This window comes from Leclercia sp. UBA1284 (assembly GCF_002308415.1).
GTDB lineage: Bacteria > Pseudomonadota > Gammaproteobacteria > Enterobacterales > Enterobacteriaceae > Enterobacter > Enterobacter pneumoniae.
Map to the genome: position 1 here is coordinate 79,416 of NZ_DBUS01000009.1, position 25,868 is coordinate 105,283.

General features: G+C 53.1%; 30 protein-coding genes and 1 tRNA gene. 18 read left to right on the top strand and 13 right to left on the bottom strand.

Annotated features, from left to right (window positions below; all coding sequences use genetic code 11):
* Window positions 1–15 precede the first annotated feature (15 nt).
* Genes lptB through B3511_RS18930 form a run of 6 tightly spaced genes read right to left on the bottom strand, consistent with a single transcriptional unit; the run spans window position 16 to window position 4,401 of the window.
* On the bottom strand, window positions 16–741 hold the full coding sequence (gene lptB, locus B3511_RS18905; RefSeq protein ID WP_040073870.1) for an LPS export ABC transporter ATP-binding protein: 726 nt from the start codon (window positions 739–741) through the stop codon (window positions 16–18).
* A 6-nt stretch (window positions 742–747) separates the two neighbouring features.
* Window positions 748–1,302, bottom strand: a complete 555-nt coding sequence (gene lptA / locus B3511_RS18910; protein ID WP_040073871.1) for a lipopolysaccharide ABC transporter substrate-binding protein LptA — start codon at window positions 1,300–1,302, stop codon at window positions 748–750.
* A complete protein-coding gene (lptC, locus tag B3511_RS18915) occupies window positions 1,271–1,846 on the bottom strand; it encodes an LPS export ABC transporter periplasmic protein LptC (RefSeq protein ID WP_040073872.1) in 576 nt (191 codons plus the stop codon). The genes lptA and lptC overlap by 32 nt, the downstream gene beginning before the upstream one ends.
* Window positions 1,843–2,409: a 3-deoxy-manno-octulosonate-8-phosphatase KdsC gene (gene kdsC, locus B3511_RS18920; RefSeq protein ID WP_040073873.1), complete on the bottom strand. Its 567-nt coding sequence runs from the start codon at window positions 2,407–2,409 to the stop codon at window positions 1,843–1,845. The genes lptC and kdsC overlap by 4 nt, the downstream gene beginning before the upstream one ends.
* Before the next feature lie 14 nt (window positions 2,410–2,423).
* A complete protein-coding gene (gene kdsD, locus B3511_RS18925) occupies window positions 2,424–3,410 on the bottom strand; it encodes an arabinose-5-phosphate isomerase KdsD (RefSeq protein WP_046885778.1) in 987 nt (328 codons plus the stop codon).
* A 13-nt stretch (window positions 3,411–3,423) separates the two neighbouring features.
* Window positions 3,424–4,401 (bottom strand): calcium/sodium antiporter, encoded by a 978-nt coding sequence (locus tag B3511_RS18930; RefSeq protein WP_286790069.1) that lies wholly within the window; start codon window positions 4,399–4,401, stop codon window positions 3,424–3,426.
* Between the two features lie 227 nt (window positions 4,402–4,628).
* Between B3511_RS18930 and mlaF the strand changes: the two genes are divergently transcribed.
* The 7 genes from mlaF (at window position 4,629) to murA (ending at window position 9,414) form a co-directional block, all read left to right on the top strand.
* The gene (gene mlaF, locus B3511_RS18935; protein WP_040073876.1) at window positions 4,629–5,441 is read left to right on the top strand and encodes a phospholipid ABC transporter ATP-binding protein MlaF; all 813 of its coding nucleotides are present in this window, start codon (window positions 4,629–4,631) and stop codon (window positions 5,439–5,441) included.
* Between the two features lie 7 nt (window positions 5,442–5,448).
* Window positions 5,449–6,231, top strand: a complete 783-nt coding sequence (gene mlaE / locus B3511_RS18940) for a lipid asymmetry maintenance ABC transporter permease subunit MlaE (RefSeq protein ID WP_040073877.1) — start codon at window positions 5,449–5,451, stop codon at window positions 6,229–6,231.
* Between the two features lie 4 nt (window positions 6,232–6,235).
* Window positions 6,236–6,790, top strand: coding sequence for an outer membrane lipid asymmetry maintenance protein MlaD (gene mlaD, locus B3511_RS18945; protein WP_040073878.1), 555 nt, complete (start codon window positions 6,236–6,238; stop codon window positions 6,788–6,790).
* A 3-nt stretch (window positions 6,791–6,793) separates the two neighbouring features.
* Window positions 6,794–7,429 (top strand): phospholipid-binding protein MlaC, encoded by a 636-nt coding sequence (gene mlaC, locus B3511_RS18950; RefSeq protein WP_040073879.1) that lies wholly within the window; start codon window positions 6,794–6,796, stop codon window positions 7,427–7,429.
* A complete protein-coding gene (mlaB, locus tag B3511_RS18955) occupies window positions 7,429–7,722 on the top strand; it encodes a lipid asymmetry maintenance protein MlaB (protein ID WP_040073880.1) in 294 nt (97 codons plus the stop codon). Before mlaC ends, mlaB begins: the two co-directional genes overlap by 1 nt.
* 126 nt (window positions 7,723–7,848) lie before the next feature.
* The gene (gene ibaG, locus B3511_RS18960) at window positions 7,849–8,103 is read left to right on the top strand and encodes a BolA family iron metabolism protein IbaG (protein WP_014071941.1); all 255 of its coding nucleotides are present in this window, start codon (window positions 7,849–7,851) and stop codon (window positions 8,101–8,103) included.
* Window positions 8,104–8,154: 51 nt separating this feature from the next.
* Window positions 8,155–9,414: a UDP-N-acetylglucosamine 1-carboxyvinyltransferase gene (murA, locus tag B3511_RS18965; protein ID WP_040073881.1), complete on the top strand. Its 1,260-nt coding sequence runs from the start codon at window positions 8,155–8,157 to the stop codon at window positions 9,412–9,414.
* Window positions 9,415–9,474: 60 nt separating this feature from the next.
* Here the strand turns inward: murA and sfsB are convergent, their stop codons facing one another.
* Window positions 9,475–9,762: a DNA-binding transcriptional regulator SfsB gene (sfsB, locus tag B3511_RS18970; RefSeq protein ID WP_040073882.1), complete on the bottom strand. Its 288-nt coding sequence runs from the start codon at window positions 9,760–9,762 to the stop codon at window positions 9,475–9,477.
* Between the two features lie 228 nt (window positions 9,763–9,990).
* On the bottom strand, window positions 9,991–10,962 hold the full coding sequence (gene ispB, locus B3511_RS18975; RefSeq protein WP_040073883.1) for an octaprenyl diphosphate synthase: 972 nt from the start codon (window positions 10,960–10,962) through the stop codon (window positions 9,991–9,993).
* A gap of 256 nt (window positions 10,963–11,218) precedes the next feature.
* On the opposite strand from ispB, the gene rplU reads away from it, so the two are divergent.
* The 4 genes from rplU (at window position 11,219) to cgtA (ending at window position 14,063) form a co-directional block, all read left to right on the top strand.
* Complete coding sequence (gene rplU / locus B3511_RS18980; RefSeq protein ID WP_003025032.1) at window positions 11,219–11,530, top strand: 50S ribosomal protein L21; 312 nt, start codon at window positions 11,219–11,221, stop codon at window positions 11,528–11,530.
* A 19-nt stretch (window positions 11,531–11,549) separates the two neighbouring features.
* Window positions 11,550–11,807 (top strand): 50S ribosomal protein L27, encoded by a 258-nt coding sequence (gene rpmA, locus B3511_RS18985; RefSeq protein ID WP_007673187.1) that lies wholly within the window; start codon window positions 11,550–11,552, stop codon window positions 11,805–11,807.
* A 96-nt stretch (window positions 11,808–11,903) separates the two neighbouring features.
* The gene (locus B3511_RS18990; RefSeq protein ID WP_040073884.1) at window positions 11,904–12,869 is read left to right on the top strand and encodes a DMT family transporter; all 966 of its coding nucleotides are present in this window, start codon (window positions 11,904–11,906) and stop codon (window positions 12,867–12,869) included.
* A 15-nt stretch (window positions 12,870–12,884) separates the two neighbouring features.
* Window positions 12,885–14,063 carry an Obg family GTPase CgtA gene (cgtA, locus tag B3511_RS18995; protein ID WP_040073885.1) on the top strand — a complete coding sequence of 393 codons (1,179 nt, stop codon included), beginning with the start codon at window positions 12,885–12,887 and terminating at the stop codon, window positions 14,061–14,063.
* A gap of 35 nt (window positions 14,064–14,098) precedes the next feature.
* On the opposite strand, the gene pmrB is transcribed toward cgtA, so the two are convergent.
* From pmrB to dacB, 3 genes are read right to left on the bottom strand one after another with little or no spacing between them, the layout of a single operon-like run.
* Entirely contained in the window at window positions 14,099–15,142 is a 1,044-nt protein-coding gene (gene pmrB / locus B3511_RS19000) for a two-component system sensor histidine kinase PmrB (RefSeq protein ID WP_040073886.1), read from the bottom strand.
* Window positions 15,139–15,801: a two-component system response regulator PmrA gene (gene pmrA / locus B3511_RS19005; protein WP_046885782.1), complete on the bottom strand. Its 663-nt coding sequence runs from the start codon at window positions 15,799–15,801 to the stop codon at window positions 15,139–15,141. The genes pmrB and pmrA overlap by 4 nt, the downstream gene beginning before the upstream one ends.
* A 2-nt stretch (window positions 15,802–15,803) precedes the next feature.
* On the bottom strand, window positions 15,804–17,237 hold the full coding sequence (gene dacB / locus B3511_RS19010) for a serine-type D-Ala-D-Ala carboxypeptidase (protein WP_207292470.1): 1,434 nt from the start codon (window positions 17,235–17,237) through the stop codon (window positions 15,804–15,806).
* A 239-nt stretch (window positions 17,238–17,476) separates the two neighbouring features.
* Between dacB and greA the strand changes: the two genes are divergently transcribed.
* A complete protein-coding gene (greA, locus tag B3511_RS19015; protein ID WP_046885784.1) occupies window positions 17,477–17,953 on the top strand; it encodes a transcription elongation factor GreA in 477 nt (158 codons plus the stop codon).
* A gap of 152 nt (window positions 17,954–18,105) precedes the next feature.
* On the opposite strand, the gene yhbY is transcribed toward greA, so the two are convergent.
* Entirely contained in the window at window positions 18,106–18,399 is a 294-nt protein-coding gene (yhbY, locus tag B3511_RS19020) for a ribosome assembly RNA-binding protein YhbY (RefSeq protein ID WP_040078387.1), read from the bottom strand.
* 122 nt (window positions 18,400–18,521) lie between these two features.
* On the opposite strand from yhbY, the gene rlmE reads away from it, so the two are divergent.
* The 6 genes from rlmE to B3511_RS19050 all read left to right on the top strand — a co-directional run bounded on the left by rlmE (window position 18,522) and on the right by B3511_RS19050 (window position 24,117).
* Window positions 18,522–19,148, top strand: coding sequence for a 23S rRNA (uridine(2552)-2'-O)-methyltransferase RlmE (rlmE, locus tag B3511_RS19025; protein ID WP_039031646.1), 627 nt, complete (start codon window positions 18,522–18,524; stop codon window positions 19,146–19,148).
* A 102-nt stretch (window positions 19,149–19,250) separates the two neighbouring features.
* Window positions 19,251–21,185 carry an ATP-dependent zinc metalloprotease FtsH gene (ftsH, locus tag B3511_RS19030; protein ID WP_046885785.1) on the top strand — a complete coding sequence of 645 codons (1,935 nt, stop codon included), beginning with the start codon at window positions 19,251–19,253 and terminating at the stop codon, window positions 21,183–21,185.
* Between the two features lie 100 nt (window positions 21,186–21,285).
* A complete protein-coding gene (gene folP, locus B3511_RS19035) occupies window positions 21,286–22,134 on the top strand; it encodes a dihydropteroate synthase (protein ID WP_046885786.1) in 849 nt (282 codons plus the stop codon).
* Window positions 22,127–23,464, top strand: a complete 1,338-nt coding sequence (gene glmM, locus B3511_RS19040) for a phosphoglucosamine mutase (protein WP_046885787.1) — start codon at window positions 22,127–22,129, stop codon at window positions 23,462–23,464. The genes folP and glmM overlap by 8 nt, the downstream gene beginning before the upstream one ends.
* Before the next feature lie 224 nt (window positions 23,465–23,688).
* Window positions 23,689–24,021 (top strand): preprotein translocase subunit SecG, encoded by a 333-nt coding sequence (gene secG / locus B3511_RS19045; protein WP_032614427.1) that lies wholly within the window; start codon window positions 23,689–23,691, stop codon window positions 24,019–24,021.
* Between the two features lie 9 nt (window positions 24,022–24,030).
* Window positions 24,031–24,117 (top strand) — tRNA-Leu (locus B3511_RS19050).
* 153 nt (window positions 24,118–24,270) lie between these two features.
* Here the strand turns inward: B3511_RS19050 and argG are convergent.
* Window positions 24,271–25,623: an argininosuccinate synthase gene (gene argG, locus B3511_RS19055; protein WP_286790070.1), complete on the bottom strand. Its 1,353-nt coding sequence runs from the start codon at window positions 25,621–25,623 to the stop codon at window positions 24,271–24,273.
* Window positions 25,624–25,868: the final 245 nt, after the last annotated feature.

Here is a 25,868-nt window from a genome sequence, read left to right on the forward strand (position 1 = left end):
GTACCTCTTACCCTATCAGAGTCTGAAGTCTTCCCCAAGATACACGCGCTTAACATGCTCGTCTTCCAGGATCGCCTGCGGCGTGCCATGAGCAATCAGATGCCCCTGGCTCACAATGTATGCGCGTTCGCAGACGGCCAGCGTTTCACGCACGTTATGGTCCGTGATCAATACACCGAGGCCGCTGTCGCGCAGATGCTCGATAATGCGTTTGATATCAATTACGGAAATGGGGTCAACGCCCGCAAAGGGTTCATCAAGAAGAATGAATTTTGGGTTGGCAGCCAGCGCTCGGGCAATCTCAACGCGACGACGTTCGCCGCCCGAGAGCGCCTGACCGAGGCTGTCACGCAGATGTTCAATGTGGAACTCTTCCATCAGCTCGTTAGCGCGATCTTCACGCTGCTCGGCGGTAAGATCGTCACGGATCTGCAAGACGGCCATCAGGTTGTCGAAGACGCTCAGGCGACGGAAGATGGACGCTTCCTGCGGCAGATAGCCGATACCACGACGGGCACGAGCGTGCAGTGGCAGCAGACTGATGTCTTCATCATCGATAATGATGTTGCCCGCATCGCGCGGCACAATACCGACCACCATGTAGAACGTGGTAGTTTTACCCGCACCGTTCGGCCCCAGAAGCCCGACGATCTCACCAGAGTTTACGGTCAGACTGACATCTTCCACGACGCGGCGGCCCTTATAGGCCTTCGCAAGATTCTTTGCAGTTAATGTTGCCATAACGAATTAGTTACTCTTTTTCTGTGCCGGAGCCTGATTGCTGTTTTTGTCCTGCAGCTGCGACGGAACAAGTACGGTGGTGACGCGTTTGCCTTTTTCACTGAAGGCCTGCATTTTCTGCTCTTTCACCAGGTAGGTGATCTTGTCGCCGGTGATATTACTGTCCAGCTGCTCCAGGAACGCGTTGCCAGTGAGCACGACAAAATCTTTTGCCAGCTCATAGTGCATGTGCGACGCGTGGCCTTTTACCGGTTTGCCATTGTCCTGCATCTGGTAGAAGGTGGCCGGATTGCCGTAACCATCGATAATCTCTTTACCATCTTCGCCACCCGGACGGGTCACGACGACTTTGTCTGCATTGATTTTGATGGTGCCCTGAGTCACCACCACATTGCCAGTGAACGTCACCACATTGCCCTGCATATCAAGAGACTGGGTGTCTGACTCGATATGAATCGGCTGCTCGGTATCACCTGTCACAGCAAGCGCAGGCAGACTGGCGGCCAGCAGTGCGCTGGCGATGACGAAATTAAGGCTGAGTTTGTTTGTTTTGAATTTCATAGGAGGTTCTAACCTTTTCAATCAGCTCTGCGTTCTTGCTGCGTAAGTTCCCGCGCATTCTGAGGCCGCTGGAATTAAATGTTGTGCCGTATAAAGTGACCAGATCCTGGGATGTGACATCCTGGGTGACCAGGTTGATCTGTGCGTTGTCAGTGGTGATTTTGCGCAATTGCGCATCAGGAGTCAGCGCATTCACTTCCACATGGCCATAAAGATAAAGCATACGGTCATTCGTCAGTTTTGCCCGATCTGATTTGATGGACCATGTCTGAACTTTATCTTTGTCAAACGTGGTCAGCACCGGCTGGGTAAACCACGAATCACCCTGCTCAGAGAAATATTCAACGTGCTGGGCGATAAGGCGATAATTCAGTGCGCCTTCCGGGCTATAAACCACGGTATTGCTTTGATCGCTTTTATAGGTTGGATCGCTCGTGTTTACCGTCGGCGCCTCGGTGTCATCCCGATCGGCAAGATTCACGCCAATCAGTACCAGTGCCAACAGCGAAAGCAGAATAATAACCCAACGTCTGGTTTTACTCATATCGATTGCCCTTTGGCCTCATCAAGCTTGCCTTGCGCCAGTAACAGGAGATCGCACACCTCACGAACCGCGCCCCGGCCACCGTTGATCCGGGTGACATAGTCAGCGCGGGGGAGTAAAAGCGGATGCGCATCGGCAACGGCAATGCTCAGCCCCACTTCAGCCATTACTGGCCAGTCAATCAGATCGTCGCCTACATAGGCTACGTTTTCTGGGGCAATAGCCAGTTTATCCAGCAAATCCCTGAAAGCGACCCTCTTATCGGATTGTCCCTGATAAAGATGGGTGATGCCCAGCGTGTCGCAACGGTCTTCTACTAGTTTAGCCTTCCGGCCGGTGATAATGGCAACTTCTATGCCAGAAGTCAGTGCGCAGCGAATGCCGTAGCCATCACGCACATTAAAGGCCTTAAGCTCCTCGCCGTTATTGCCCATATAGATCAGGCCGTCGGAGAGGACGCCGTCCACGTCCAGAATCAGCAAACGAATCTTTTCCGCTTGCGCCATCATTTGTGAACTGACCGGGCCGTAACAGGTTGCAAGCGAAGCACCCGCATTACTCATTGTCTTATCCTTCATTACACTACGCCTGCGCGCAGAAGATCATGCATATGTACCACACCCAGCAACTGGTCGCCATCGGCAACCATGACCGCGGTAATATGGCGGGACTGCATCAGGTTGAGCGCATCTACCGCCAGCGTCCCCGGACGCACGCGAATTCCGCCGCTGGTCATCACATCGGCGATACCCAGCGTACGTACATCGACGCCCATATCAAATACCCGGCGCAGGTCCCCGTCGGTGAAGATACCTTCGATCTTCATCGTCTCATCACAGATGACCGTCATGCCCAGGTTTTTACGGGTGATTTCCAGTAACGCATCACGTAAGGGAGCGTCTTTACTGACGTGCGGAATTTCCTCGCCAGTATGCATGATGTCGTTGACGCGTAACAGCAATTTGCGTCCAAGCGCACCGCCAGGGTGGGAGAGGGCGAAATCTTCTGCCGTAAAACCGCGGGCCTCAAGCAGCGCGACGGCAAGGGCGTCGCCCATCACCAGTACCGCGGTGGTGCTGGATGTGGGAGCCAGACCCAGCGGGCAGGCCTCTTTAGGGACTTTCACGCACAGGTGCACATCTGCGGCGCGCGCCATGCTGCTCTCGGGGCGGCTGGTAACGCAGATAAGCTTAACCTGCAGCCGCTTTAGGACCGGGATCAGCGCCAGAATTTCGTTAGATTCACCTGAGTTGGATAAGGCAATAACCACATCCTGCGGTGTGACCATACCGAGATCGCCGTGAGCGGCTTCGCCTGGGTGGACGAAAAAGGCCGTTGTCCCGGTGCTGGCAAAGGTTGCCGCCATCTTGCGGCCGATATGACCTGATTTACCCATCCCCATTACCACGACTTTGCCGCTACAGCGAAACAGCATTTCGCACGCCAGCGTAAAATCCTGATTAATGTATTGGTCTAACTGCGCCAGACCTTCACGTTCAATCTCCAGAACCGCTTTTCCTGCTTTCTGAAAGTCAAAGTCCGGCTGCAATTCTATGTGCGACATAATCCGTATCCGTTTACCCAGAGAGAAGAGGCGAGAGCCAGTACAGCATCGCCATCCATACGATAAAACCCGCGGTCAGTAGCGCACCTGCGCCTTTACCAATCTGCCGTTTGCGGCGCCAGCAGAGTAGGGCAAAGATGGCGCTGACCAGCACCATCACCCCGTAATCTCGCGAGAACGCCAGCGGGTTGAATACGCCAGGTGAGAGCAACGCTGGCAGGCCGAGCACAATCGCGATATTAAAAATGTTCGAACCGATAATGTTACCAATGGCGATATCGTCCTCGCCTTTACGCGCTCCCGCGATGGCGGTTGCCAGCTCGGGCAGACTGGTACCAATGGCGATAACCGTCAGGCCGATGGTGAGCTCGCTCATGGCAAAGTAGTTTGCCAATACCGTGGCGTTATCGACGATCATCCGCGTCGCCATGGGCATGATGATCAAAGCGATCCCCAGCCAGAGTAGCGCCACGGGCAGCGTGCCTTCGCGCGGCAGCTCCGCCATCTGTTCTCGGGTCAGGCTATCATTGCCCTGTTTTTCTGCGGCGCGGGCGAGCTTAACAATGTAAAGCAGCCAGACCGTCGCCAGCGCCAGCAGGAATATGCCATCGCTTATCGTCAACTGCCCGTCGTACAATACGCAGCCTGCCAACAGACTTACGATCAACATTAGCGGCAATTCGCGGCGCAGAACATCAGAATGCACGCGAAATGGGTGCAACAGTGCGGCAAGCCCTAATATCAATAATATATTGACGATATTGGAGCCAATGGCGGTACCGACGGCGAGATCCAACTGGTCGTGCATCGAAGCGGCGACCGACACGATGATCTCAGGAAGGGAGGTGCCAACGCTGACCACCGTCATGCCAATAATCAAAGGGGGAATGCCAAAGAGACGACAGAGTATTGATGCTGAAAACACCAGACGATCGGCACTGTAGACGACCAAAAGTAAACCAATTATTAACAGTGCTGTTGCGAGAAGCATCAAAAGTCCTTTCTTCAGGTATACTCGCCGGTCCACTGAGAGAAAATCTCTGGCTGCATACAGTCTGTAGACGTAACGAATTCTTAATTTTGACTTTATGCGCCGTAAAAGTAAAACAAATGCCAGCTTTCGCTTACCTCAGTGTGAAATATTCTGTAAAAATGCTGGGTTTGGAGCTGAATCAAGCATCATGCTTATCCTGAGCCGGCAATAGAAAGGAAATATACATGAGCCTGAACGGGGCGAATTTAGTCGATGTTCGCGGCGTAAGTTTTACGCGCAGCGACCGGGTCATTTTTGACAATATTTCTCTGACCGTGCCGCGCGGCAAGATCACCGCCATCATGGGGCCTTCTGGCATTGGTAAAACCACGCTGCTGCGCCTGATCGGCGGCCAGATCCCCCCAGACAGCGGCGAGATCCTTTTCGATGGCGAAAACGTTTCAGCCATGTCACGTTCACGCCTCTATACCGTGCGTAAACGCATGAGCATGCTTTTCCAGTCGGGGGCGCTTTTTACCGATCTTAACGTCTTCGATAACGTGGCTTATCCGCTGCGTGAACACACACGTCTGCCCGCGCCGCTGCTGAAAAGCACGGTAATGATGAAACTCGAGGCCGTGGGGCTACGTGGGGCGGCAAAGTTAATGCCTTCTGAGCTCTCTGGCGGGATGGCGCGCAGGGCAGCGCTTGCCCGTGCCATTGCCCTTGAACCGGATCTGATTATGTTCGACGAACCTTTTGTCGGGCAGGATCCCATCACCATGGGAGTGCTGGTTAAACTGATCTCGGAACTGAACAGTGCGCTCGGCGTGACCTGTATTGTGGTGTCGCACGATGTTCCGGAAGTACTGAGCATCGCTGACTATGCCTATATCGTGGCCGATAAAAAGATCGTCGCTCACGGCAGTGCGCAGTCCCTGAAGGAGAACGACGACGCGCGCGTGCGCCAGTTCCTCTACGGTATTGCTGATGGGCCGGTTCCGTTCCGTTATCCGGCGGATGATTATCATCAAGATTTATTAGGAATAGGGAGTTAAGCCGCTCATGCTGTTAAATGCGTTGGCCGCTTTAGGACACCACGGCATAAAAACCGTCAGGACGTTCGGGCGTGCCGGATTGATGTTATTCAATGCGCTGGTCGGCAAACCGGAGTTCCGTAAACACACCCCGCTACTGATACGTCAGCTCTATAATGTTGGCGTACTGTCGATGGTTATCATCATCGTTTCGGGAGTGTTCATCGGAATGGTGCTGGGGTTGCAGGGATATCTGGTCCTGACCACCTATAGTGCAGAAACCAGCCTCGGTATGCTGGTGTCGCTTTCATTGCTGCGTGAACTTGGGCCAGTAGTGGCCGCGCTGCTCTTTGCGGGGCGGGCGGGTTCTGCGCTCACGGCGGAGATTGGTTTGATGCGCGCGACCGAGCAGCTTTCCAGTATGGAGATGATGGCGGTCGACCCTCTGCGTCGGGTGATTTCACCGCGCTTCTGGGCTGGGGTGATCTCTCTGCCGCTGCTGACCATTCTCTTCGTCGCGGTGGGCATTTGGGGTGGTTCGCTGGTGGGCGTGCAGTGGAAGGGCATCGATGCCGGCTTCTTCTGGTCTGCTATGCAGGATGCTATCGATCTGCGAATGGATTTGGTGAACTGCCTGATAAAAAGCATTGTGTTTGCCATCACCGTTACCTGGATTGCCTTATTTAACGGTTACGATGCTATCCCGACGTCTGCAGGGATCAGCCGCGCAACAACACGTACTGTCGTGCATTCGTCGCTGGCCGTATTGGGTCTGGATTTTGTGCTCACCGCACTGATGTTTGGGAATTGAGTTCATGCAAACGAGAAAAAGTGAAATTTGGGTTGGTATCTTTGTTTTGCTGGCGCTGCTGGCGGCCTTGTTTATCTGCCTGAGAGCGGCAGATATCACCTCTGTTCGTACCGAGCCTACGTACCGAATTTATGCCACCTTCGATAATATTGGCGGCCTGAAAGCACGTTCGCCGGTGCGCATCGGCGGCGTGGTGATTGGGCGGGTAGCGGATATCTCGCTGGACGAGAAAACCTATCTGCCTCGCGTGGCGCTGGATATCGAAGAGCGCTATAACCACATTCCGGATACCAGCTCGCTCTCTATTCGTACCTCTGGCCTGCTCGGCGAGCAATATCTGGCGCTGAATGTCGGTTTTGAAGACCCTGAACTGGGAACGACTATTCTTAAAGATGGCGGCGTTATTCAGGATACCAAGTCAGCCATGGTACTTGAGGATATGATTGGTCAGTTCCTTTACAACAGTAAGGGAGGTGACGAGAACAAATCTGCTGAAGCGCCCGCAGAATCAGATGTCACGCCACCTGCTGGCACGACGAATTCATCTCAGGAGAAGTAATTCATGATTAAACGACTGTTAATGGTTGCCATGCTGATGATTGCCCCACTCACAGCGGCAAATGCGGCCGGTCAGGCTAACCCTTACCAACAGATGAATGAGGCGGCCAAGAAAACCTTCGATCGCCTTAAAAACGAACAACCTAAAATTCGCTCTAACCCGGATTATCTGCGTGATATCGTCGATCAAGAACTGCTGCCATACGTACAGATTAAGTATGCCGGTGCGCTGGTTCTGGGCCGCTACTACAAAGACGCCACCCCAGCGCAGCGTGACGCCTACTTTGCTGCGTTTCGTGAATATCTGAAGCAGGCATACGGTCAGGCATTGGCGATGTATCACGGCCAGACTTATCAGATCGCCCCTGAGCAGCCGCTGGGTGATGCCACTATCGTGCCGATTCGCGTAACCATTATCGATCCGAACGGCCGTCCGCCGGTACGCCTGGATTTCCAGTGGCGTAAAAATAGCCAGACGGGCAACTGGCAGGCCTATGACATGATCGCTGAAGGCGTTAGCATGATTACCACCAAGCAGAACGAGTGGAGCGACCTGCTGCGTACCAAAGGTATTGACGGCCTGACCGCTCAGCTGCAATCCATCTCTCGCCAGAAAATTACCCTGGACGAGAAAAAATAATGACGCAGCCACTCAGCTGGATCCGTGATGGCGAAAAGCTGTTGCTATCAGGCGAGCTGGATCAGGATTATCTGAATCCTCTGTGGGATGCGCGCGACCAGGCGATGCAAGGGGTGACCTGCATCGATCTTGGCGGGATCTCTCGCGTGGATACGGCCGGCGTCGCACTGCTGGCACATCTTGTCGCTGCCGGTAAGAAGCAGGGGCTACAGGTCTCTCTGGCAGGCATCAGCGATAACGTCATCACGTTGGCTCAGCTCTATAATCTGCCGCAAGACGTTTTGCCTCGCTAATTTTTTCAGTACGTTACTATCAAAAGCCTCGACAGTTTCATTGTCGGGGCTTTTTGCTTGTTTAAGACAGCGCCACTTTGCTCTAAGATGTTGGGCTTGTTTTCACTACCAGATGATATAGAACCCATGGAAAATAATGAAATCCAGGCAGTGCTGATGAATGCACTCTCCCTTCAGGAAGCCCACGTCTCCGGCGATGGCAGTCACTTCCAGGTTATTGCTGTGGGTGAGATTTTTGACGGCATGAGCCGCGTGAAGAAACAGCAGGCTGTTTATGCGCCGCTGATGGAATATATCGCGGATAATCGTATCCATGCCCTGTCGATTAAGGCGTTTACCCCACAAGAGTGGGCTCGCGATCGCAAACTAAACGGTTTTTGAGCTGAGGGCGATTAGCCAGCAGCACGGTTGAATTCATACAGAGAGCAAATAATGGACAAATTTCGTGTACAGGGGCCGACGCGTCTCCAGGGCGAAGTGACAATCTCCGGCGCCAAAAACGCCGCGCTGCCAATCCTCTTCGCCGCACTGCTTGCGGAAGAGCCGGTAGAGATCCAGAACGTACCAAAATTGAAAGACATCGATACCACCATGAAGCTGCTGACTCAGCTCGGTACGAAGGTGGAGCGCAACGGATCCGTGTGGATCGATGCCAGCAACGTGAACAACTTCTCTGCGCCTTACGATCTGGTGAAAACCATGCGTGCCTCTATCTGGGCCCTGGGTCCACTGGTGGCGCGTTTTGGTCAGGGGCAGGTCTCACTGCCTGGCGGCTGTGCTATCGGCGCGCGTCCGGTTGATCTGCACATCTACGGCCTGGAAAAACTGGGCGCGGATATCAAACTGGAAGAGGGTTACGTAAAAGCCTCTGTTAATGGCCGTCTGAAAGGCGCGCACATTGTCATGGACAAAGTGAGCGTTGGCGCCACGGTAACCATTATGTCTGCCGCCACGCTGGCAGAAGGCACCACGGTTATCGAGAACGCCGCACGCGAGCCGGAAATTGTGGATACCGCAAACTTCCTGGTCGCGCTTGGCGCGAAGATCACCGGCCAGGGTACCGATCGTATCACCATCGAAGGCGTTGAGCGTCTGGGTGGCGGCGTCTACCGCGTACTGCCTGACCGTATCGAAACCGGTACTTTCCTGATTGCTGCCGCGATTTCAGGCGGCAAAATTGTCTGCCGCAATGCACAGCCTGATACCCTGGATGCCGTACTGGCTAAACTGCGTGACGCAGGGGCCGATATCGAGATCGGTGAAGACTGGATCAGCCTGGATATGCACGGCAACCGTCCAAAAGCGGTAAACGTCCGTACCGCGCCTCATCCGGCATTCCCGACCGATATGCAGGCACAGTTCACTCTGCTGAACCTCGTGGCGGAAGGAACCGGCTTTATCACTGAAACCATCTTTGAGAACCGCTTCATGCACGTACCGGAACTTATCCGTATGGGCGCACACGCGGAGATTGAGAGCAATACCGTTATTTGCCATGGCGTTGAAACACTGTCTGGCGCACAGGTGATGGCGACCGATCTGCGCGCGTCAGCGAGCCTTGTGCTGGCGGGTTGTATTGCCGAAGGTACAACGATTGTCGATCGTATTTATCACATCGATCGCGGTTACGAACGTATCGAAGATAAACTGCGCGCGCTGGGTGCCAATATCGAGCGTGTGAAGGGCGAGTAATCGTGCCTGGCAGCCCCCTGCCTTTAAGACCGGGGGGTTGCTATTCCTGCTAAAAAAGCGTCACTCCTGGCGCTTTCTCTCTTCTCTTTTCCGCCGCATCAACCGCGTTCTGTCAACAAATTCGTGGGTTATGGGATCGTGATAACGCGATGGCCATATCACCCAGGGATCGGTGCCCAGTGCAGTGGCAATGATCAACTCACCTTTCGGCCATGAGCGCGTTAACGCGTTAGCTAAAGTGGATGAGCTAAGACCATTACGGCGAGACTCCGCAGCCAGTGAAGTTCCTTTTTTACGCAGCGCGGCAATAATATCGGCCGGATGCCAGTCGATAAATTTCTTATCCATGTTGCTGTCCCTCTGTTCAGGTGCGTCCACGTCATTTCGAGTTAAATGACGTTGTTACTATACCTTCTTCGAACAGCGGTTCTAAAAAGTTCGCGGCATGCGGAGTGACATTCAGATTATGCCAATCCTTTATTCATGCGGGTTGTAAGCGAATTCATTAACAACGTTATGGATAAAATTGGAGCTTATAAGAACTCTCTTTTTCCGAATCGAGAGTTCTTATTCAGATCAACGATCGCGTTGTACCGCAATGTGCGCCAGGCCAATAAGCGCCTCACGCCAAGGGCTTTCAGGCAGAACCTGAAGGGCAGCGATCGCTTTGTCCGCTTCCTCTTCGGCGCGCTGACGCGTCCATTCCAGAGAGCCGCAAGCTGCCATTGTTTCCAGCACGGGTTCCAGAAGGTGTCGGCCATTACCCTGTTCGATCGCATCACGGATCTGCTTCGCTTGTTCAGGCGTACCGTTACGCATGGCATGCAGCAAGGGTAGTGTCGGTTTGCCTTCGTTCAGATCATCACCCACGTTTTTACCCAGCGTTTCGCCATCGGCGCTGTAGTCGAGCAGATCGTCAATCAGCTGGAAAGCCGTACCCAGGTAACGCCCGTAGTCTTGCAGACCCTTTTCTTGCGCCTCAGAGCAGCCGCCAAGAATACCCGAGCACTGAGCCGCCGCTTCGAACAGACGCGCCGTCTTGCTGTAGATGACGCGCATGTAGTTCTCTTCGGTGATGTCCGGATCGTTGACGTTCATCAGCTGCAACACTTCACCTTCGGCGATGACGTTAACGGCTTTAGACATCACCTCCAGGATCTTTAAGGATCCCAGGCTCGTCATCATCTGGAACGCACGTGTGTAAATAAAATCGCCGACCAGAACGCTGGCGGCATTGCCAAACGCGGCGTTCGCGGTGGCTTTACCCCGGCGCATGTCCGATTCATCTACCACATCGTCGTGGAGCAACGTTGCGGTATGGATAAATTCGATCAGGGCTGCAATCGTAACGTGCGCATTTTCCTGATAGCCCACCGCGCGCGCGGCAAGCACAGCGATCATTGGACGGATGCGTTTCCCGCCTCCGCTGACGATGTAGTAACCCAACTGATTGATAAGCTGAACATCAGAGTTGAGCTGTTCCAGGATTGCTGCATTCACACCCGCCATATCCTGCGCGGTTAACTCATTGATTTTTTCTAAATTCATCGTAAAAGCCGGGCTTTTAGTCCTGTAGGCCCCATTTTAAATGGGTTAACAAAGGGTTCGGTTAATCAATAGTAGCGCCGATTGTACTGAAAAAACGCCTCAGATAAACGTTGCCGTACGTGTTGTGTTTTTTTTCTTCATGTATTGACGGTAGCACTTGTCAAAGGCTCGCGTTTTGCGTAATATTCGCGCCCTATTGTGAATATTTATAGCGCACTCTGAATCATACGAGGATGTGCGCGGAAGCGGAGTTTATATGTACGCGGTTTTCCAAAGTGGTGGTAAACAACACCGAGTAAGCGAAGGTCAGACCGTTCGCCTGGAAAAGCTGGACATCGCAACTGGCGAATCTGTTGAGTTCGCAGAAGTTCTGATGATCGCAAACGGTGAAGAAGTCAAAATCGGCGTTCCTTTCGTTGATGGCGGCGTTATCAAAGCTGAAGTTGTTGCACACGGTCGTGGCGAGAAAGTTAAAATCGTTAAGTTTCGTCGTCGTAAACACTACCGTAAGCAGCAGGGCCACCGTCAGTGGTTCACTGATGTGAAAATTACTGGCATCAGCGCCTAAGACCTGAGGAGAGATTTAAATGGCACATAAAAAGGCTGGCGGCTCCACACGTAACGGTCGCGATTCAGAAGCTAAACGCCTGGGCGTTAAGCGTTTCGGTGGCGAAACTGTACTGGCGGGTAGCATCATCGTTCGTCAGCGTGGCACCAAATTCCACGCTGGTAACAACGTAGGTTGCGGTCGTGACCACACTCTGTTTGCTAAAGCAGACGGTAAAGTGAAATTTGAAGTTAAAGGCCCGAACAACCGTAAATACATCAGCATCGTTGCTGAGTAAGGTTTTCTCGGTCCGGTAACGGATTAAAGCCCCGCAACCTGTTGCGGGGCTTTTTACATTGGAAACCCGGCAATTTTTTCTGTAGGGAAAACGGGCATGAAGCAGCAGGCCGGCATTGGTATTCTTTTGGCGCTCACTACCGCAATGTGCTGGGGTGCACTGCCAATCGCAATGAAGCAGGTTCTGGAGGTGATGGAGCCGCCCACCGTGGTGTTTTATCGCTTCCTGATGGCAAGTATTGGCCTTGGTGCGATCCTCGCGATAAGAGGCAAGCTCCCACCACTACGGCTCTTCCGTAGCCCGCGCTGGCTGGTGTTACTGGCTATCGCGACGGGGGGGTTATTCGGTAACTTCATCCTGTTCAGCTCTTCCCTGCAATATTTAAGCCCTACGGCATCGCAGGTGATTGGTCAGCTTTCCCCTGTGGGCATGATGGTAGCCAGCGTGTTTATTCTCAAAGAGAAGATGCGTGGCACCCAAATTATTGGGGCATGTATGCTGTTGTGTGGGCTGGTGATGTTCTTTAACACCAGTCTGGTTGAGATTTTCACCCGCCTGACGGATTACACCTGGGGTGTGATTTTTGGGGTAGGTGCAGCGATGGTCTGGGTGAGTTATGGCGTCGCGCAAAAGGTGTTATTGCGGCGTCTGGCGTCACAGCAGATCCTCTTTTTGCTGTACACTTTATGTACTATTGCATTGCTGCCACTTGCGAAGCCGGGCGTCATTGCTCAGTTGAGCGACTGGCAACTGGCGTGTCTGATCTTTTGTGGTCTGAACACGTTAGTGGGTTATGGTGCGCTCGCTGAGGCGATGGCGCGCTGGCAAGCAGCACAGGTGAGCGCTTTAATCACGCTTACCCCGCTGTTTACGCTATTATTTTCAGATTTGTTATCAGTGGCCTGGCCCGATTTCTTCGTCAAACCGATGTTAAACCTTCTGGGGTATCTCGGTGCGTTTGTCGTGGTTGCGGGCGCGATGTATTCCGCCATTGGTCATCGTCTTTGGGGACGTTGGCGCAAAAATGAAGCGGTTGTAGTCATGCCCCGCTCAGGCGAATGAGTTACGGAGAGTAAAATGAAGTTTGTTGATGAAGCAACGATCCTGGTTGTTGCAGGTGATGGCGGTAATGGTTGCGTAAGCTTCCGCCGTGAAAAATACATTCCACGCGGCGGCCCGGACGGCGGCGATGGCGGGGATGGCGGCGATGTGTGGCTGGAGGCGGATGAAAACCTCAACACGCTGATCGACTACCGTTTCGAGAAATCTTTCCGCGCGGAACGTGGCCAGAATGGCCAGAGCCGTGATTGCACCGGTAAACGCGGTAAAGACGTAAGCATTAAAGTGCCGGTAGGGACGCGCGTCATCGATCAGGGCACCGGCGAAACCATGGGCGACATGACGAAGCATGGTCAGCGCCTGATGGTCGCTAAAGGTGGCTGGCACGGCCTGGGCAACACCCGCTTCAAATCCTCTGTGAACCGTACACCTCGTCAGAAAACGATGGGGACGCCAGGCGATAAGCGCGATCTACAGCTGGAGCTGATGCTGCTGGCCGACGTGGGGATGCTGGGTATGCCGAACGCCGGTAAATCGACCTTTATCCGCGCCGTCTCTGCTGCCAAGCCGAAAGTAGCTGATTATCCGTTTACCACGCTGGTGCCAAGCCTGGGTGTGGTTCGTATGGATAACGAAAAGAGCTTCGTTGTGGCTGATATTCCTGGCCTGATCGAAGGTGCTGCCGAAGGTGCGGGTCTGGGTATTCGCTTCCTGAAGCATCTCGAGCGTTGCCGTGTCCTGCTGCACCTGATCGATATCGATCCTATCGACGGTTCTGATCCGGTTGAAAACGCCCGTATCATTATCGGTGAGCTGGAAAAATACAGCGACAAGCTGGCGGCGAAACCGCGCTGGCTGGTCTTTAACAAGATCGACCTGATGGACAAAGCCGAGGCCGAAGCGAAGGCGAAAGCGATTGCCGACGCGATGGGCTGGGAAGATAAATACTATCTGATTTCTGCGGCAAGCCAGGTTGGTGTTAAGGATCTCTGCTGGGATGTGATGACCTTTATCATCGAGAACCCGATCGCTCAGGCAGAAGAGGCGAAACAGCCAGAGAAAGTCGAGTTCATGTGGGACGATTATCATCGTCAGCAGCTCGAAGAGCAGCAAGAAGATATCGAAGATGACGAAGACTGGGATGACGACTGGGATGAAGATGATGAAGAAGGCGTCGAATTCATCTACAAACGTTAAGACCGTCTGTGACCCCCTTATCAAGGGGGTTTTTTTTATCTTAGTTTTGCAGGGAGCCAGCAGCTCACTATTAGCCCGCCTTCAGGACGATTCTCCAGATGCAGGGTGCCGCGATGCAGTTGCAGGATACGTTGAACGATACTCAGCCCCAGACCACTGCCGCCATAACGTTGATCAATACGGCGGAACGGCTCAGTAATAGACTGTCGATGTGCCTCATCTATACCCGGCCCCTGATCAAGTACGCTGACTTTCGTCCCGTCCTCCGTCTCTTCTAATTTCACCTCGATTACGGTGCCTTTAGGGCTGTAACGAACGGCGTTCTCCAGCAGATTACGCAGCATCAGGCGCAGCAGGATGGCATCGCCCTCGGCCACGAGAGAACTTTGCGGAGGCCAGATAAGCCTGTGCTCTTTAGCGTCATGTTCCAGCGCCAGAGGCGCGAATATCGTGTCGCTCCAGTTCAGCGTCTGATAGTGACCACTCGCCATCGCCTGTCCCGCACGGGCCAGCATTAAAAGCTGCTCTACCGTGTGCATCAACTGGTCAATACGTGTAATCAATGGCTCCGCCTGAGGCGTGCCAGACTTCGCCATTAACTCCAGATGCAGACGAATGCCAGCCAGCGGCGTTCGCAGCTCGTGTGCGGCGTCAGCGGTGAATAAGCGCTCCTGCTGCAGAGTATGGTCAAGACGGGCCAGCAGCTGGTTTAGCGTGCGGGTTACGGCACTGATCTCCAGCATGTCGGAATAGACTGGCAGCGGCGTGAGATTGTCGGCAGAACGGTTTGCCAGGCTGGTACGCAACTGATTGAGTGGACGGGTAATCCAGGTGATTGCCCAGAACGAGAAAAGCAGGGTAAAGCCAATCATCACCAGCGAGGGAACCAGCAAAGAAGCGATCGCTTCATGGATCTCCTTCTCAACGTGCTGGTTTCGCGATTTCGCTGACAAGGTTTCATTGACTAAAAAGCCGATCTGCTCCCGGCTTTCATGCCAGAGCCAGACGACGCTAATGAGTTGAAAAAAGAGTAAAATAATAGCAAGCAACACCATCAGCCGACGGCGCATACTGTTCATTTTTGGCTTTCCAGTCGATAGCCGACGCCGCGGACGGTTTTAATACGATCTTTACCGAGTTTGCGTCGCAAATTATGGATATGAACTTCAAGAGTGTTAGATCCGGGATCATCCTGCCAGGAGTAGATATCCTGCTGGAGGGTTTCTCGGTGCACGGTTTGCCCGCTGCGCATAATGAGGCGAGTGAGCAGGGCAAACTCCTTCGGCGTCACCTCAACCGGTAGCGTCTGCTGCAATACCTGCTGCGTTTGCAAATTGAGGGTGAGATCGCCATCGCTCAGCAAATTATCGCTGTGTCCCTGATAGCGACGAATCAGCGCCCGAACGCGAGCTTGCAGCTCTGCCAGGGCAAAAGGCTTAACCAGGTAGTCATCAGCGCCTGAATCAAGCCCATTGATGCGATCCGCCAGCGCATCGCGTGCGGTGAGGATCAGTACGGGATTAGAGATGCCCCGACGACGCCACTGGCTAAGTAGCGTTGCCCCGTCTTTATCCGGCAGACCAAGGTCAAGGATCACCAGGCTGTACTCACCACTCTGGATCAAGCCATCCGCTTCTGCCGCTGTAGCCGCGCAGTCAAGAGTATAGCCCTCAGCAGTAAGGGCTAGCGCCAGCCCTTCCTGTAACAACATATCATCTTCAACAATAAGCAGTTTCATCGTTAATTATTCTGATAGATGTCTTTATAAAGGCGGCTTTCGAAGCGCACCAGTGGAATACGGCGATTACGTTGATCCGCGGGCTCGACAGCATAACCTGACAGATATTGTACAAACGCCATGCGTTGGCCGCTGGCGGTGGTAATAAACCCGGCAAGGTTATATACCCCCTGCAGCGAACCGGTCTTGGCGGAGACTTTGCCATCGACACCAGCCGCGTGCAGGCCAGCGCGATATTGCAGTGAACCGTCATAACCTGCCAGCGGCAGCATTGAAATGAAGTTTAGCTCAGTGTCGTGCTGGGCAATGTATTGAAGCACCTGCATCATCGTGGCGGGGGAGATGAGGTTATGGCGTGACAGGCCTGAGCCATCCACCGCAATGGTATTACCCAGATCGATACCCGCCTGCTGACGCAAAATCTGACGTACCGCATCGGAGCCCGCGCGCCAGGTGCCGGGCACGCCGAAGCGGGCATGGCCAATCATGCGGAATACGGTATCGGCAATCATGTTGTCTGACTTTTTCAGCATAATCTTCAGCAGATCATGCAGGGGCGCCGACTGTTTGCTGGCCAGGACGGTTCCCGGTTCGTTAGTCAGCGTCTGGCGCAGCAGTGTTCCGGAATAGCTTATGTTCGCTTGTTTCAGCTCATCTTTCAGAATGGCCCCGGCGTAGCTGGCGCCGTCCTGAATGGCAAACGCCAGCGGCAGCGGATCGGCGCGCTGAGTTAGACACCCTGTAAGCGTAAAGCGATTTAAATCACCGGGCACCACGTCCAGTTCGCAATACTGGGCTTCTGAGGAGCCTTTCGCTAAGGTGCGCACCTGGCTGAACATATTGACTGGGTAATAAGAGGCGACGCGTATAAACGCGAGGTCATTGGCTTTAGGCGCGCTATACAGCGAGACAGAGAAACAGTTGCGATCAACAATCGCGGCGGCAGGAGGGGCGCTGAAGCACTGAGTCATGTCATTCCAGGGCCAACCCGGGGCTTTATCATGACTGGCAAAAATCGAGGTATCTATCAGTACATTGCCTTCGATTCGCTGGACCCCGGCTTTTTTCATCACCGCAACCATATTGCGAATATCCTGACGCTTTAACGTAGGATCGCCGCCAAATCGCGCCGTAAGGTCACCTTTTAGTACACCGCCATCAATGTTACCCTTGCTTTCCAGCGTAGTGGTAAAGCGAAAATCAGGGCCAAGTTGCAGTAGCGCCGCTAGCCCGGTGATGACCTTTTGGGTACTGGCGGGCAACGCCATCTGTTGGCTGTGATACTCTATCTCAGGAGTCTGGGCACCGACCTTCTGCACCATAAGGGCAAGGTTGGCGCCGGCAGGGAGCTGGTTAACGTACTCATCGACATTAGCAGCCTGGGCAGTAAACGCTATACTGGTGGTCAATCCGATGACAAATCTGGAAAATCGCATAATCTCGCGCTAACAAGCTGGAAAGAAGCCGTCATACTAAGGCGCAACGCCCTGCAAAGTAAACGATGACCCATAGTGAACTTCAGGGTAAAATACGTATCAAACTGAAAAATTGCCGCTGACCTGGAACTTCGTTTCCGGGTCAGTTTTCTTTTGCTTCTGCCCCGCTGAACGTCAGGGTGGCAGGGGCCGGAGCAGGTGACGCTGCCCCCAACAGGAATGTTTAAGAGGTATAACAAATGCAAGCTATTCCGATGACCTTACGTGGTGCCGAAAAACTGCGTGAAGAACTGGATTTCCTGAAATCTGTTCGCCGCCCTGAAATCATCGCTGCCATCGCGGATGCCCGCGAGCACGGCGACCTGAAAGAGAATGCTGAGTATCATGCCGCGCGTGAACAGCAGGGCTTCTGTGAAGGTCGCATCAAGGATATCGAAGCAAAACTGTCTAACGCGCAGGTGATTGATATCACAAAAATGCCTAATAACGGCCGCGTGATTTTCGGTTCAACCGTGACAGTGATTAATCTCGATACGGACGAAGAGCAGACTTATCGCATCGTGGGCGATGACGAAGCTGATTTTAAGCAAAATCTGATCTCCGTGAATTCGCCGATTGCGCGTGGACTGGTCGGTAAAGAGCAGGACGATGTGGTCACCATCCGTACCCCGGGTGGCGAAGTGGAGTATGAAATTACGAAGGTTGATTACCTGTAATTCGCATCTCCCGCAAGATGTTGATACATTGTAAAGAAAGGAAAAAGGCCGCATAGCGGCCTTTTATCAACTCAAGGAGCATGGCATTTTGCTCACCTGCTAAAGGAAAACCCCTCGTTTTACACAGAAACTGTGTTCAATTCAGGATAATCTTAGCGTGGCAGCGAGATTTTACGCTCTTTAGATGGGCGGTAGAGCACCAGCGTTTTACCGATGACCTGTACATTACAGGCGCCGGTTTCGCGCACGATGGCTTCCACGATCAAGTTTTTGGTCTCTCTGTCTTCAGAGGCGATTTTCACCTTGATCAGCTCGTGGTGCTCCAGCGCTTGTTCAATCTCGGCCAGTACCCCTTCGGTCAAACCATTATTGCCAAGCATAACTACAGGCTTGAGCGGATGTGCCAGACCTTTAAGGTGCTGTTTTTGTTTAGTACTCAGATTCATCGTATATTTTTGCTTACGTTGGGATTGAAAACGGTTCATTCTACCGCCATCTCCCATATATCGCCAAATTGCTATGTGGAAATTTACACCACTGGCGACGATGAACCAGGACGGAATGTTAAATGACAGGTAAAAAGCGTTCTGCTAGCTCGAGCCGCTGGCTCCAGGAACACTTTAGCGATAAATATGTTCAACAGGCACAGAAAAAGGGGTTACGTTCCCGTGCCTGGTTTAAACTTGATGAAATACAGCAAAGTGACAAACTTTTTAAACCGGGAATGACGATTGTCGATCTCGGTGCAGCACCAGGCGGATGGTCTCAGTATGCGGTGACGCAAATCGGCGGAACGGGCCGAATCATTGCATGCGATCTTTTACCAATGGATCCTATCGTTGGTGTTGACTTCCTTCAGGGCGACTTTCGTGATGAATTAGTGCTGAAAGCGTTACTTGAGCGTGTAGGTGACAGTAAAGTACAGGTTGTCATGTCTGATATGGCGCCAAATATGTGCGGAACACCGGCGGTGGATATTCCTCGCTCCATGTATCTGGTAGAACTGGCGTTAGAAATGTGTCGTGATGTATTGGCGCCAGGTGGTAGTTTTTTAGTGAAGGTGTTCCAGGGCGAAGGTTTCGAGGAGTATCTAAAGGAAATTCGCTCCCTGTTTACGAAGGTCAAAGTTCGTAAGCCGGACTCTTCTCGTGCGCGTTCACGTGAAGTGTATATTGTAGCGACCGGGCGAAAATGATAGTCGGTGAGTTTCAGACGAAAGTTTGAAATAAATCGGATACAGAGTATCCTGACGCTGTTTTTAACACAGTTGTAATAAGAGGTTAATCCCTTGAGTGACATGGCGAAAAACCTAATACTCTGGCTGGTCATTGCCGTTGTGCTGATGTCAGTATTCCAGAGCTTTGGGCCCAGCGAGTCTAATGGCCGCAAGGTGGATTATTCTACCTTCCTGCAAGAGGTCAACCAGGATCAGGTTCGCGAAGCGCGTATCAACGGACGTGAGATCAACGTTACCAAGAAAGATAGTAACCGTTACACGACTTACATCCCGGTGAACGATCCTAAGCTGCTTGATAACCTTCTGACTAAAAACGTCAAGGTGGTCGGTGAGCCGCCGGAAGAACCAAGCCTGCTGGCTTCTATCTTCATTTCGTGGTTCCCGATGCTGCTGCTTATCGGCGTCTGGATCTTCTTTATGCGCCAGATGCAGGGCGGCGGTGGCAAAGGCGCCATGTCGTTCGGTAAGAGTAAGGCGCGCATGCTGACGGAAGACCAGATCAAAACCACTTTTGCCGACGTCGCAGGTTGTGACGAAGCAAAAGAAGAGGTGGGTGAGCTGGTTGAATATCTGCGTGAGCCGAGCCGTTTCCAGAAACTGGGCGGTAAGATCCCGAAAGGCGTTCTGATGGTCGGCCCTCCAGGTACCGGTAAAACCCTGCTGGCGAAAGCCATTGCGGGTGAAGCGAAGGTGCCGTTCTTTACCATTTCTGGTTCCGACTTCGTGGAAATGTTCGTGGGTGTGGGTGCATCTCGTGTGCGCGACATGTTCGAACAGGCCAAGAAAGCGGCACCGTGCATCATCTTCATCGATGAAATCGACGCCGTAGGCCGCCAGCGTGGCGCAGGCCTGGGCGGTGGTCACGATGAACGTGAACAGACCCTTAACCAGATGCTGGTTGAGATGGATGGCTTCGAAGGTAACGAAGGTATTATCGTTATCGCGGCGACTAACCGTCCGGACGTACTTGACCCAGCACTGCTGCGTCCAGGCCGTTTCGACCGTCAGGTTGTGGTCGGTCTGCCGGATGTGCGTGGTCGTGAACAGATTCTGAAAGTACACATGCGTCGCGTTCCGCTGGCGCCAGATATCGATGCGGCAATCATTGCGCGCGGTACGCCGGGCTTCTCCGGTGCTGATCTGGCTAACCTGGTGAACGAAGCGGCTCTGTTTGCGGCTCGTGGTAACAAGCGCGTGGTTTCCATGGTGGAGTTCGAGAAAGCGAAAGACAAAATCATGATGGGTGCGGAACGTCGCTCCATGGTGATGACGGAAGCGCAGAAAGAGTCCACCGCTTATCACGAAGCGGGCCACGCCATTATTGGTCGTCTGGTACCGGAACATGATCCGGTACACAAAGTGACGATTATTCCGCGCGGTCGTGCGCTGGGTGTGACCTTCTTCCTGCCAGAGGGCGACGCGATCAGCGCCAGCCGTCAGAAGCTGGAAAGTCAGATTTCGACCCTCTACGGTGGTCGTCTGGCAGAAGAGATCATCTACGGTGCGGAACATGTTTCTACCGGTGCGTCCAACGACATTAAAGTTGCGACTAACCTGGCGCGTAACATGGTGACCCAATGGGGCTTCTCTGACAAACTCGGTCCTCTGCTGTATGCGGAAGAAGAGGGTGAGGTTTTCCTGGGCCGTTCTGTAGCGAAAGCCAAACATATGTCCGATGAAACAGCACGTATCATCGATCAGGAAGTGAAATCGCTTATCGAGCGTAACTATGCTCGTGCTCGTCAAATCCTGAATGACAATATGGACATCCTGCATGCGATGAAAGATGCGCTCATGAAATATGAAACCATCGATGCGCCGCAGATCGACGACCTGATGGCTCGCCGTGATGTGCGTCCGCCAGCAGGCTGGGAAGACCCAGGCGCTTCCAACAATTCTGACAACAATGGCACTCCGCGTGCACCGCGTCCGGTCGATGAACCGCGTACGCCAAACCCGGGTAACACCATGTCAGAACAGTTGGGCGACAAATAAGTCACTGCTGTTGATGCGTTTGTCTTAACTTCAAAACCCTGGAGCTTGCTCCGGGGTTTTTCTTTTCCGCTAAACCATATAGTTACCAGGGATTTTTGCCATGAAACTTTTCGCCCAGGATTCGCATCTTGAACTCTCACATCCTCATGTGATGGGTATCCTGAACGTTACCCCTGACTCCTTCTCCGACGGCGGGACGCACAACACGCTTATCGAGGCGGTGAGACACGCGAATTTGATGATCAACGCGGGTGCCACCATTATTGATGTCGGCGGGGAGTCCACGCGCCCGGGGGCGGCGGATGTTTCGGTAGACGAAGAGTTAGCGCGCGTCGTTCCGGTGGTAGAGGCGATTGCTCAACGTTTTGAAGTGTGGATTTCCGTCGACACCTCTAAGCCTGAAGTGATTCGCGAAGTGGCGAGAGTAGGTGCTCACATTATCAATGACATTCGCTCACTGACCGAGCCGGGCGCGCTTGAGGCGGCAGCAGAAACCGGGCTACCGGTGTGCCTGATGCACATGCAGGGGCAGCCGAAAACGATGCAGGAAGCGCCTAAGTATGCAGATGTCTTTGCCGATGTTAATCGCTTCTTTATTGAGCATATCGCACGCTGTGAGCGTGCAGGCATCCCAAAAGAGAAATTGCTACTCGACCCGGGATTCGGTTTCGGTAAGAATCTCTCCCATAACTACGAACTTCTTGCGCGCTTATCTGAGTTTCACCATTTTGGCCTGCCGCTGCTGGTTGGGATGTCGAGAAAATCAATGATAGGACAGTTGCTGAACGTGGGCCCTTCCGAGCGCCTGAGCGGCAGCCTGGCTTGCGCCGTTATTGCAGCGATGCAGGGAGCTCATATTATTCGCGTCCATGACGTAAAAGAGACTGTTGAAGCCATGCGTGTAGTGGAAGCTACACTGGCAGCGAAGGAAAACAAACGCTATGAGTGAACGTAAATATTTTGGTACCGATGGCATCCGTGGACGCGTAGGCGATGCACCAATCACCCCTGATTTTGTCCTGAAGCTGGGCTGGGCAGCTGGTAAAGTGCTGGCGCGTCACGGCTCACGCAAAATCATCATTGGCAAAGATACGCGTATCTCCGGTTATATGCTGGAATCGGCATTAGAGGCTGGGCTGGCCGCTGCGGGGCTTTCTGCCTCCTTTACAGGACCGATGCCGACCCCTGCAGTGGCTTATCTCACCCGCACCTTCCGCGCGGAAGCGGGTATTGTTATCTCTGCTTCCCATAACCCGTTTTATGACAACGGCATCAAATTCTTCTCCATCGACGGTACCAAACTGCCAGATGAAGTAGAGGAAGCCATTGAAGCGGAGATGGAAAAAGAGATTACCTGCGTAGATTCTGCTGAGCTGGGTAAAGCGAGCCGCATTGTGGATGCTGCGGGCCGCTACATTGAATTCTGCAAAGGTACCTTCCCTAACGAGCTGAGCCTTAGCCATCTCAAAATTGTTGTCGACTGTGCGAACGGCGCGACCTACCACATTGCACCGAATGTGTTCCGCGAACTGGGCGCGAAAGTGATTACTATCGGCTGTGAACCGGATGGCGTGAACATCAACGAAGGCGTTGGGGCAACCGACGTCCGGGCACTGCAGGCCCGTGTGCTGGCAGAAAAAGCCGATCTGGGGATTGCGCTGGACGGCGACGGCGACCGCGTCATCATGGTCGACCATGAGGGTCACAAGGTCGATGGCGACCAGATCTTGTATATCATTGCGCGTGAAGGGCTGCGCCAGGGACAACTGCGCGGCGGTGCTGTTGGTACGCTGATGAGTAACATGGGTCTGGAACTGGCGCTGAAACAGCTCGGCATTCCGTTTGTCCGCGCAAAAGTGGGCGACCGCTATGTACTGGAAAAACTGCAGGAGAAAGGGTGGCGCATTGGGGCTGAAAACTCCGGTCACGTTATTCTGCTGGATAAAACCACCACGGGCGATGGCATCGTGGCGGGCCTGCAGGTTGTGGCGGCGATGGTACGTAATCATATGTCCCTGCACGACCTCTGCAGCGGCATGAAAATGTTCCCGCAGATTTTGGTCAACGTACGTTTCTCTGCAGGTAGCGGCGATCCGCTGGAAAATGAGAACGTGAAAGCCGTCATGGCTGAGGTTGAAGCCGCGCTGGGCTCACGTGGCCGTGTATTGCTGCGTAAATCTGGTACTGAACCGCTGATCCGCGTGATGGTAGAGGGTGAAGACGAAGCTCAGGTGACTGAATTTGCTCACCGTATCGCCGATGCGGTAAAAGCGGCATAATCATTCAGGTTAAGTGTTTAAAAAGGCGGCGATTGCCGCCTTTAAATTGCGCAGATGTGCGGCTTTTGCTGTTTTTTTCCGCACTTGATACAATGCGCTGAAATTGCCCTTGCGAAGGTCATTCGCTTTGGTTAGTATTCACACCCGCTTCAGTGGGAAAGAGAAATTCCTGCTTATTGGTCGAAGCATTGGTATGCGGCAAATCCGCAAGGAACAGGTTGATTATGTACGAAGCTCTTTTGGTTGTTTTCCTTATTGTGGCCATCGCACTCGTTGCGCTGATTATGCTGCAGCAAGGTAAAGGCGCTGACATGGGAGCCTCCTTCGGAGCAGGCGCTTCCGGTACGCTGTTCGGTTCAAGTGGTTCTGGTAACTTCATGACCCGCGCAACGGCGATTCTGGCGACGCTGTTTTTCATCATCAGCCTGGCGCTTGGCAATATCAACAGCAACAAGACCAGTAAGGGAAGTGAGTGGGAAAACCTGAGCGCGCCGGCGAAATCCGAGCAGACTCAGCCAGCTGCACCGGCTAAGCCGACCAGCGATATCCCGCAGTAAGTATTCCGTACCGAGGTGGTGGAATTGGTAGACACGCTACCTTGAGGTGGTAGTGCCCTAACGGGCTTGTGGGTTCGAGTCCCATCCTCGGTACCAATATTCCGAAAGAAAGACGCTGAAAAGCGTCTTTTTTTTCGTCTGTCCTTTATCACCTGACAGTGACGATAATGGGTTAGATACTATCGACACGCCCCGTTAAAGGGCAAAAAAAAGCGCCTGGCAGGCGCTTTTTGTCTTTCGGATTAACGATTACGGCTTATCGTTATGATCCTGATCCTGATTCTCAACCTGCGGCAAACCATTTCCACCGGATACCGAGAGCAGACCGTTCTCAGTATAGGTGAACAGCTTGGCACGGGTATCGGTGATATCCAGATTACGCATAGTCAGCTGGCCGATACGATCGTCCGGAGAGAAGACTGAATCGCCTTTCTCCATGGTCAGACGTTCTGCCTGGTAGGTCAGGTTGTCAGAGACCGTGTTAAGGATGGAGTAGTCATTACCGCGACGCAGCTCCAGCGTCACTTCGCCCGTGATGGCGCTTGCCACCCAGCGCTGCAACGCATCACGCAACATCAGTGCCTGCGGGTCGAACCAGCGGCCCTGATACAGAAGTTTACCTAACTGACGACCATGAGAGTGATACTGCTCGATGGTATCTTCGTTGTGAATACCGGTCAGCAGACGTTCATAGGCAATGTGCAGCAGCGCCATCCCCGGAGCTTCATAGATGCCACGGCTTTTCGCTTCGATAATACGGTTCTCAATCTGGTCGCTCATGCCCAGACCGTGACGTCCGCCGATACGGTTCGCTTCCATCATCAGCTCGACATCGTCAGAGAAGGTTTTGCCGTTCAGGGCAACCGGATGGCCGCGCTCGAAACGTACTGTCACTTCTTCGGCCTGGATTTTGACGTTTTCGTCCCAGAACTTAACGCCCATGATCGGGTTAACGATCTTCACGCTGGAGTTCAGGTACTCCAGGTCTTTCGCTTCGTGCGTCGCACCCAGCATGTTGGAGTCAGTTGAGTAAGCTTTCTCGACGGACATCTTATAATCGAAGCCGCAGGCAATCATAAATTCAGACATTTCATGACGACCACCCAGCTCATCGATGAAATCGGTATCCAGCCAGGGTTTGTAGATCTGCAGTTCAGCGTTGGTCAGCAGGCCATAGCGATAGAAACGCTCAATGTCGTTGCCTTTATAGGTGCTGCCGTCACCCCAGATGTTCACACCATCTTCTTTCATCGCAGCAACCAGCATAGTACCGGTCACGGCGCGACCCAGAGGCGTGGTATTGAAGTAAGTCAGACCGCCGGTAGTGTTATGAAACGCGCCACACTGAATGGCTGCGATACCTTCAGCAACCAGTTGCTTACGGCAGTCAATCAGACGGGCGTTCTCTGCACCATACTCCATGGCGCGACGCGGGATGGCTTCATAATCGTCCTCATCCGGCTGACCCAGGTTCGCAGTATATGCATAAGGAACCGCTCCCTTTTGGCGCATCCACAGCAGTGCAGCGCTGGTATCCAGGCCGCCCGAAAAAGCGATGCCAATACGTTGTCCTTGCGGAAGATGCTTGAGAATCGTCGTCATAAAATAAAACCCTGCTTGATTGACTGATGAGTTATCCTTTTCACCTAAATTGCATTTTTATGCAAAATAAGTGAGTTTTCATTTAATCATCTTTTGACGATGACCGGAAGACATTCGTGTACTTTTTGTAAAAATATCTTAGCCTTTCCACTGTCGGTTACAGGGTTGACAGCCAACCCATACTATCAATATACTAAACGCCGATTTTACGTCCCGTCCTCGGTACCAAATCCCAGCATTATTTG

Coding starts and splice junctions, on each gene's coding strand:
- pmrA (WP_046885782.1), bottom strand. CDS start 15,801: ATGAAACTGCTTATTGTTGAAGATGATATGTTGTTACAGGAAGGGCTG.
- kdsC (WP_040073873.1), bottom strand. CDS start 2,409: ATGAGTAATGCGGGTGCTTCGCTTGCAACCTGTTACGGCCCGGTCAGT.
- yhbY (WP_040078387.1), bottom strand. CDS start 18,399: ATGAATCTGAGTACTAAACAAAAACAGCACCTTAAAGGTCTGGCACAT.
- rpmA (WP_007673187.1), top strand. CDS start 11,550: ATGGCACATAAAAAGGCTGGCGGCTCCACACGTAACGGTCGCGATTCA.
- rlmE (WP_039031646.1), top strand. CDS start 18,522: ATGACAGGTAAAAAGCGTTCTGCTAGCTCGAGCCGCTGGCTCCAGGAA.
- lptA (WP_040073871.1), bottom strand. CDS start 1,302: ATGAAATTCAAAACAAACAAACTCAGCCTTAATTTCGTCATCGCCAGC.
- glmM (WP_046885787.1), top strand. CDS start 22,127: ATGAGTGAACGTAAATATTTTGGTACCGATGGCATCCGTGGACGCGTA.
- cgtA (WP_040073885.1), top strand. CDS start 12,885: ATGAAGTTTGTTGATGAAGCAACGATCCTGGTTGTTGCAGGTGATGGC.
- B3511_RS18930 (WP_286790069.1), bottom strand. CDS start 4,401: ATGCTTCTCGCAACAGCACTGTTAATAATTGGTTTACTTTTGGTCGTC.
- murA (WP_040073881.1), top strand. CDS start 8,155: ATGGACAAATTTCGTGTACAGGGGCCGACGCGTCTCCAGGGCGAAGTG.
- sfsB (WP_040073882.1), bottom strand. CDS start 9,762: ATGGATAAGAAATTTATCGACTGGCATCCGGCCGATATTATTGCCGCG.
- mlaE (WP_040073877.1), top strand. CDS start 5,449: ATGCTGTTAAATGCGTTGGCCGCTTTAGGACACCACGGCATAAAAACC.
- B3511_RS18990 (WP_040073884.1), top strand. CDS start 11,904: ATGAAGCAGCAGGCCGGCATTGGTATTCTTTTGGCGCTCACTACCGCA.
- greA (WP_046885784.1), top strand. CDS start 17,477: ATGCAAGCTATTCCGATGACCTTACGTGGTGCCGAAAAACTGCGTGAA.
- lptB (WP_040073870.1), bottom strand. CDS start 741: ATGGCAACATTAACTGCAAAGAATCTTGCGAAGGCCTATAAGGGCCGC.
- mlaD (WP_040073878.1), top strand. CDS start 6,236: ATGCAAACGAGAAAAAGTGAAATTTGGGTTGGTATCTTTGTTTTGCTG.
- kdsD (WP_046885778.1), bottom strand. CDS start 3,410: ATGTCGCACATAGAATTGCAGCCGGACTTTGACTTTCAGAAAGCAGGA.
- ibaG (WP_014071941.1), top strand. CDS start 7,849: ATGGAAAATAATGAAATCCAGGCAGTGCTGATGAATGCACTCTCCCTT.
- dacB (WP_207292470.1), bottom strand. CDS start 17,237: ATGCGATTTTCCAGATTTGTCATCGGATTGACCACCAGTATAGCGTTT.
- pmrB (WP_040073886.1), bottom strand. CDS start 15,142: ATGAACAGTATGCGCCGTCGGCTGATGGTGTTGCTTGCTATTATTTTA.
- lptC (WP_040073872.1), bottom strand. CDS start 1,846: ATGAGTAAAACCAGACGTTGGGTTATTATTCTGCTTTCGCTGTTGGCA.
- mlaC (WP_040073879.1), top strand. CDS start 6,794: ATGATTAAACGACTGTTAATGGTTGCCATGCTGATGATTGCCCCACTC.
- ispB (WP_040073883.1), bottom strand. CDS start 10,962: ATGAATTTAGAAAAAATCAATGAGTTAACCGCGCAGGATATGGCGGGT.
- folP (WP_046885786.1), top strand. CDS start 21,286: ATGAAACTTTTCGCCCAGGATTCGCATCTTGAACTCTCACATCCTCAT.
- rplU (WP_003025032.1), top strand. CDS start 11,219: ATGTACGCGGTTTTCCAAAGTGGTGGTAAACAACACCGAGTAAGCGAA.
- argG (WP_286790070.1), bottom strand. CDS start 25,623: ATGACGACGATTCTCAAGCATCTTCCGCAAGGACAACGTATTGGCATC.
- secG (WP_032614427.1), top strand. CDS start 23,689: ATGTACGAAGCTCTTTTGGTTGTTTTCCTTATTGTGGCCATCGCACTC.
- ftsH (WP_046885785.1), top strand. CDS start 19,251: ATGGCGAAAAACCTAATACTCTGGCTGGTCATTGCCGTTGTGCTGATG.
- mlaF (WP_040073876.1), top strand. CDS start 4,629: ATGAGCCTGAACGGGGCGAATTTAGTCGATGTTCGCGGCGTAAGTTTT.
- mlaB (WP_040073880.1), top strand. CDS start 7,429: ATGACGCAGCCACTCAGCTGGATCCGTGATGGCGAAAAGCTGTTGCTA.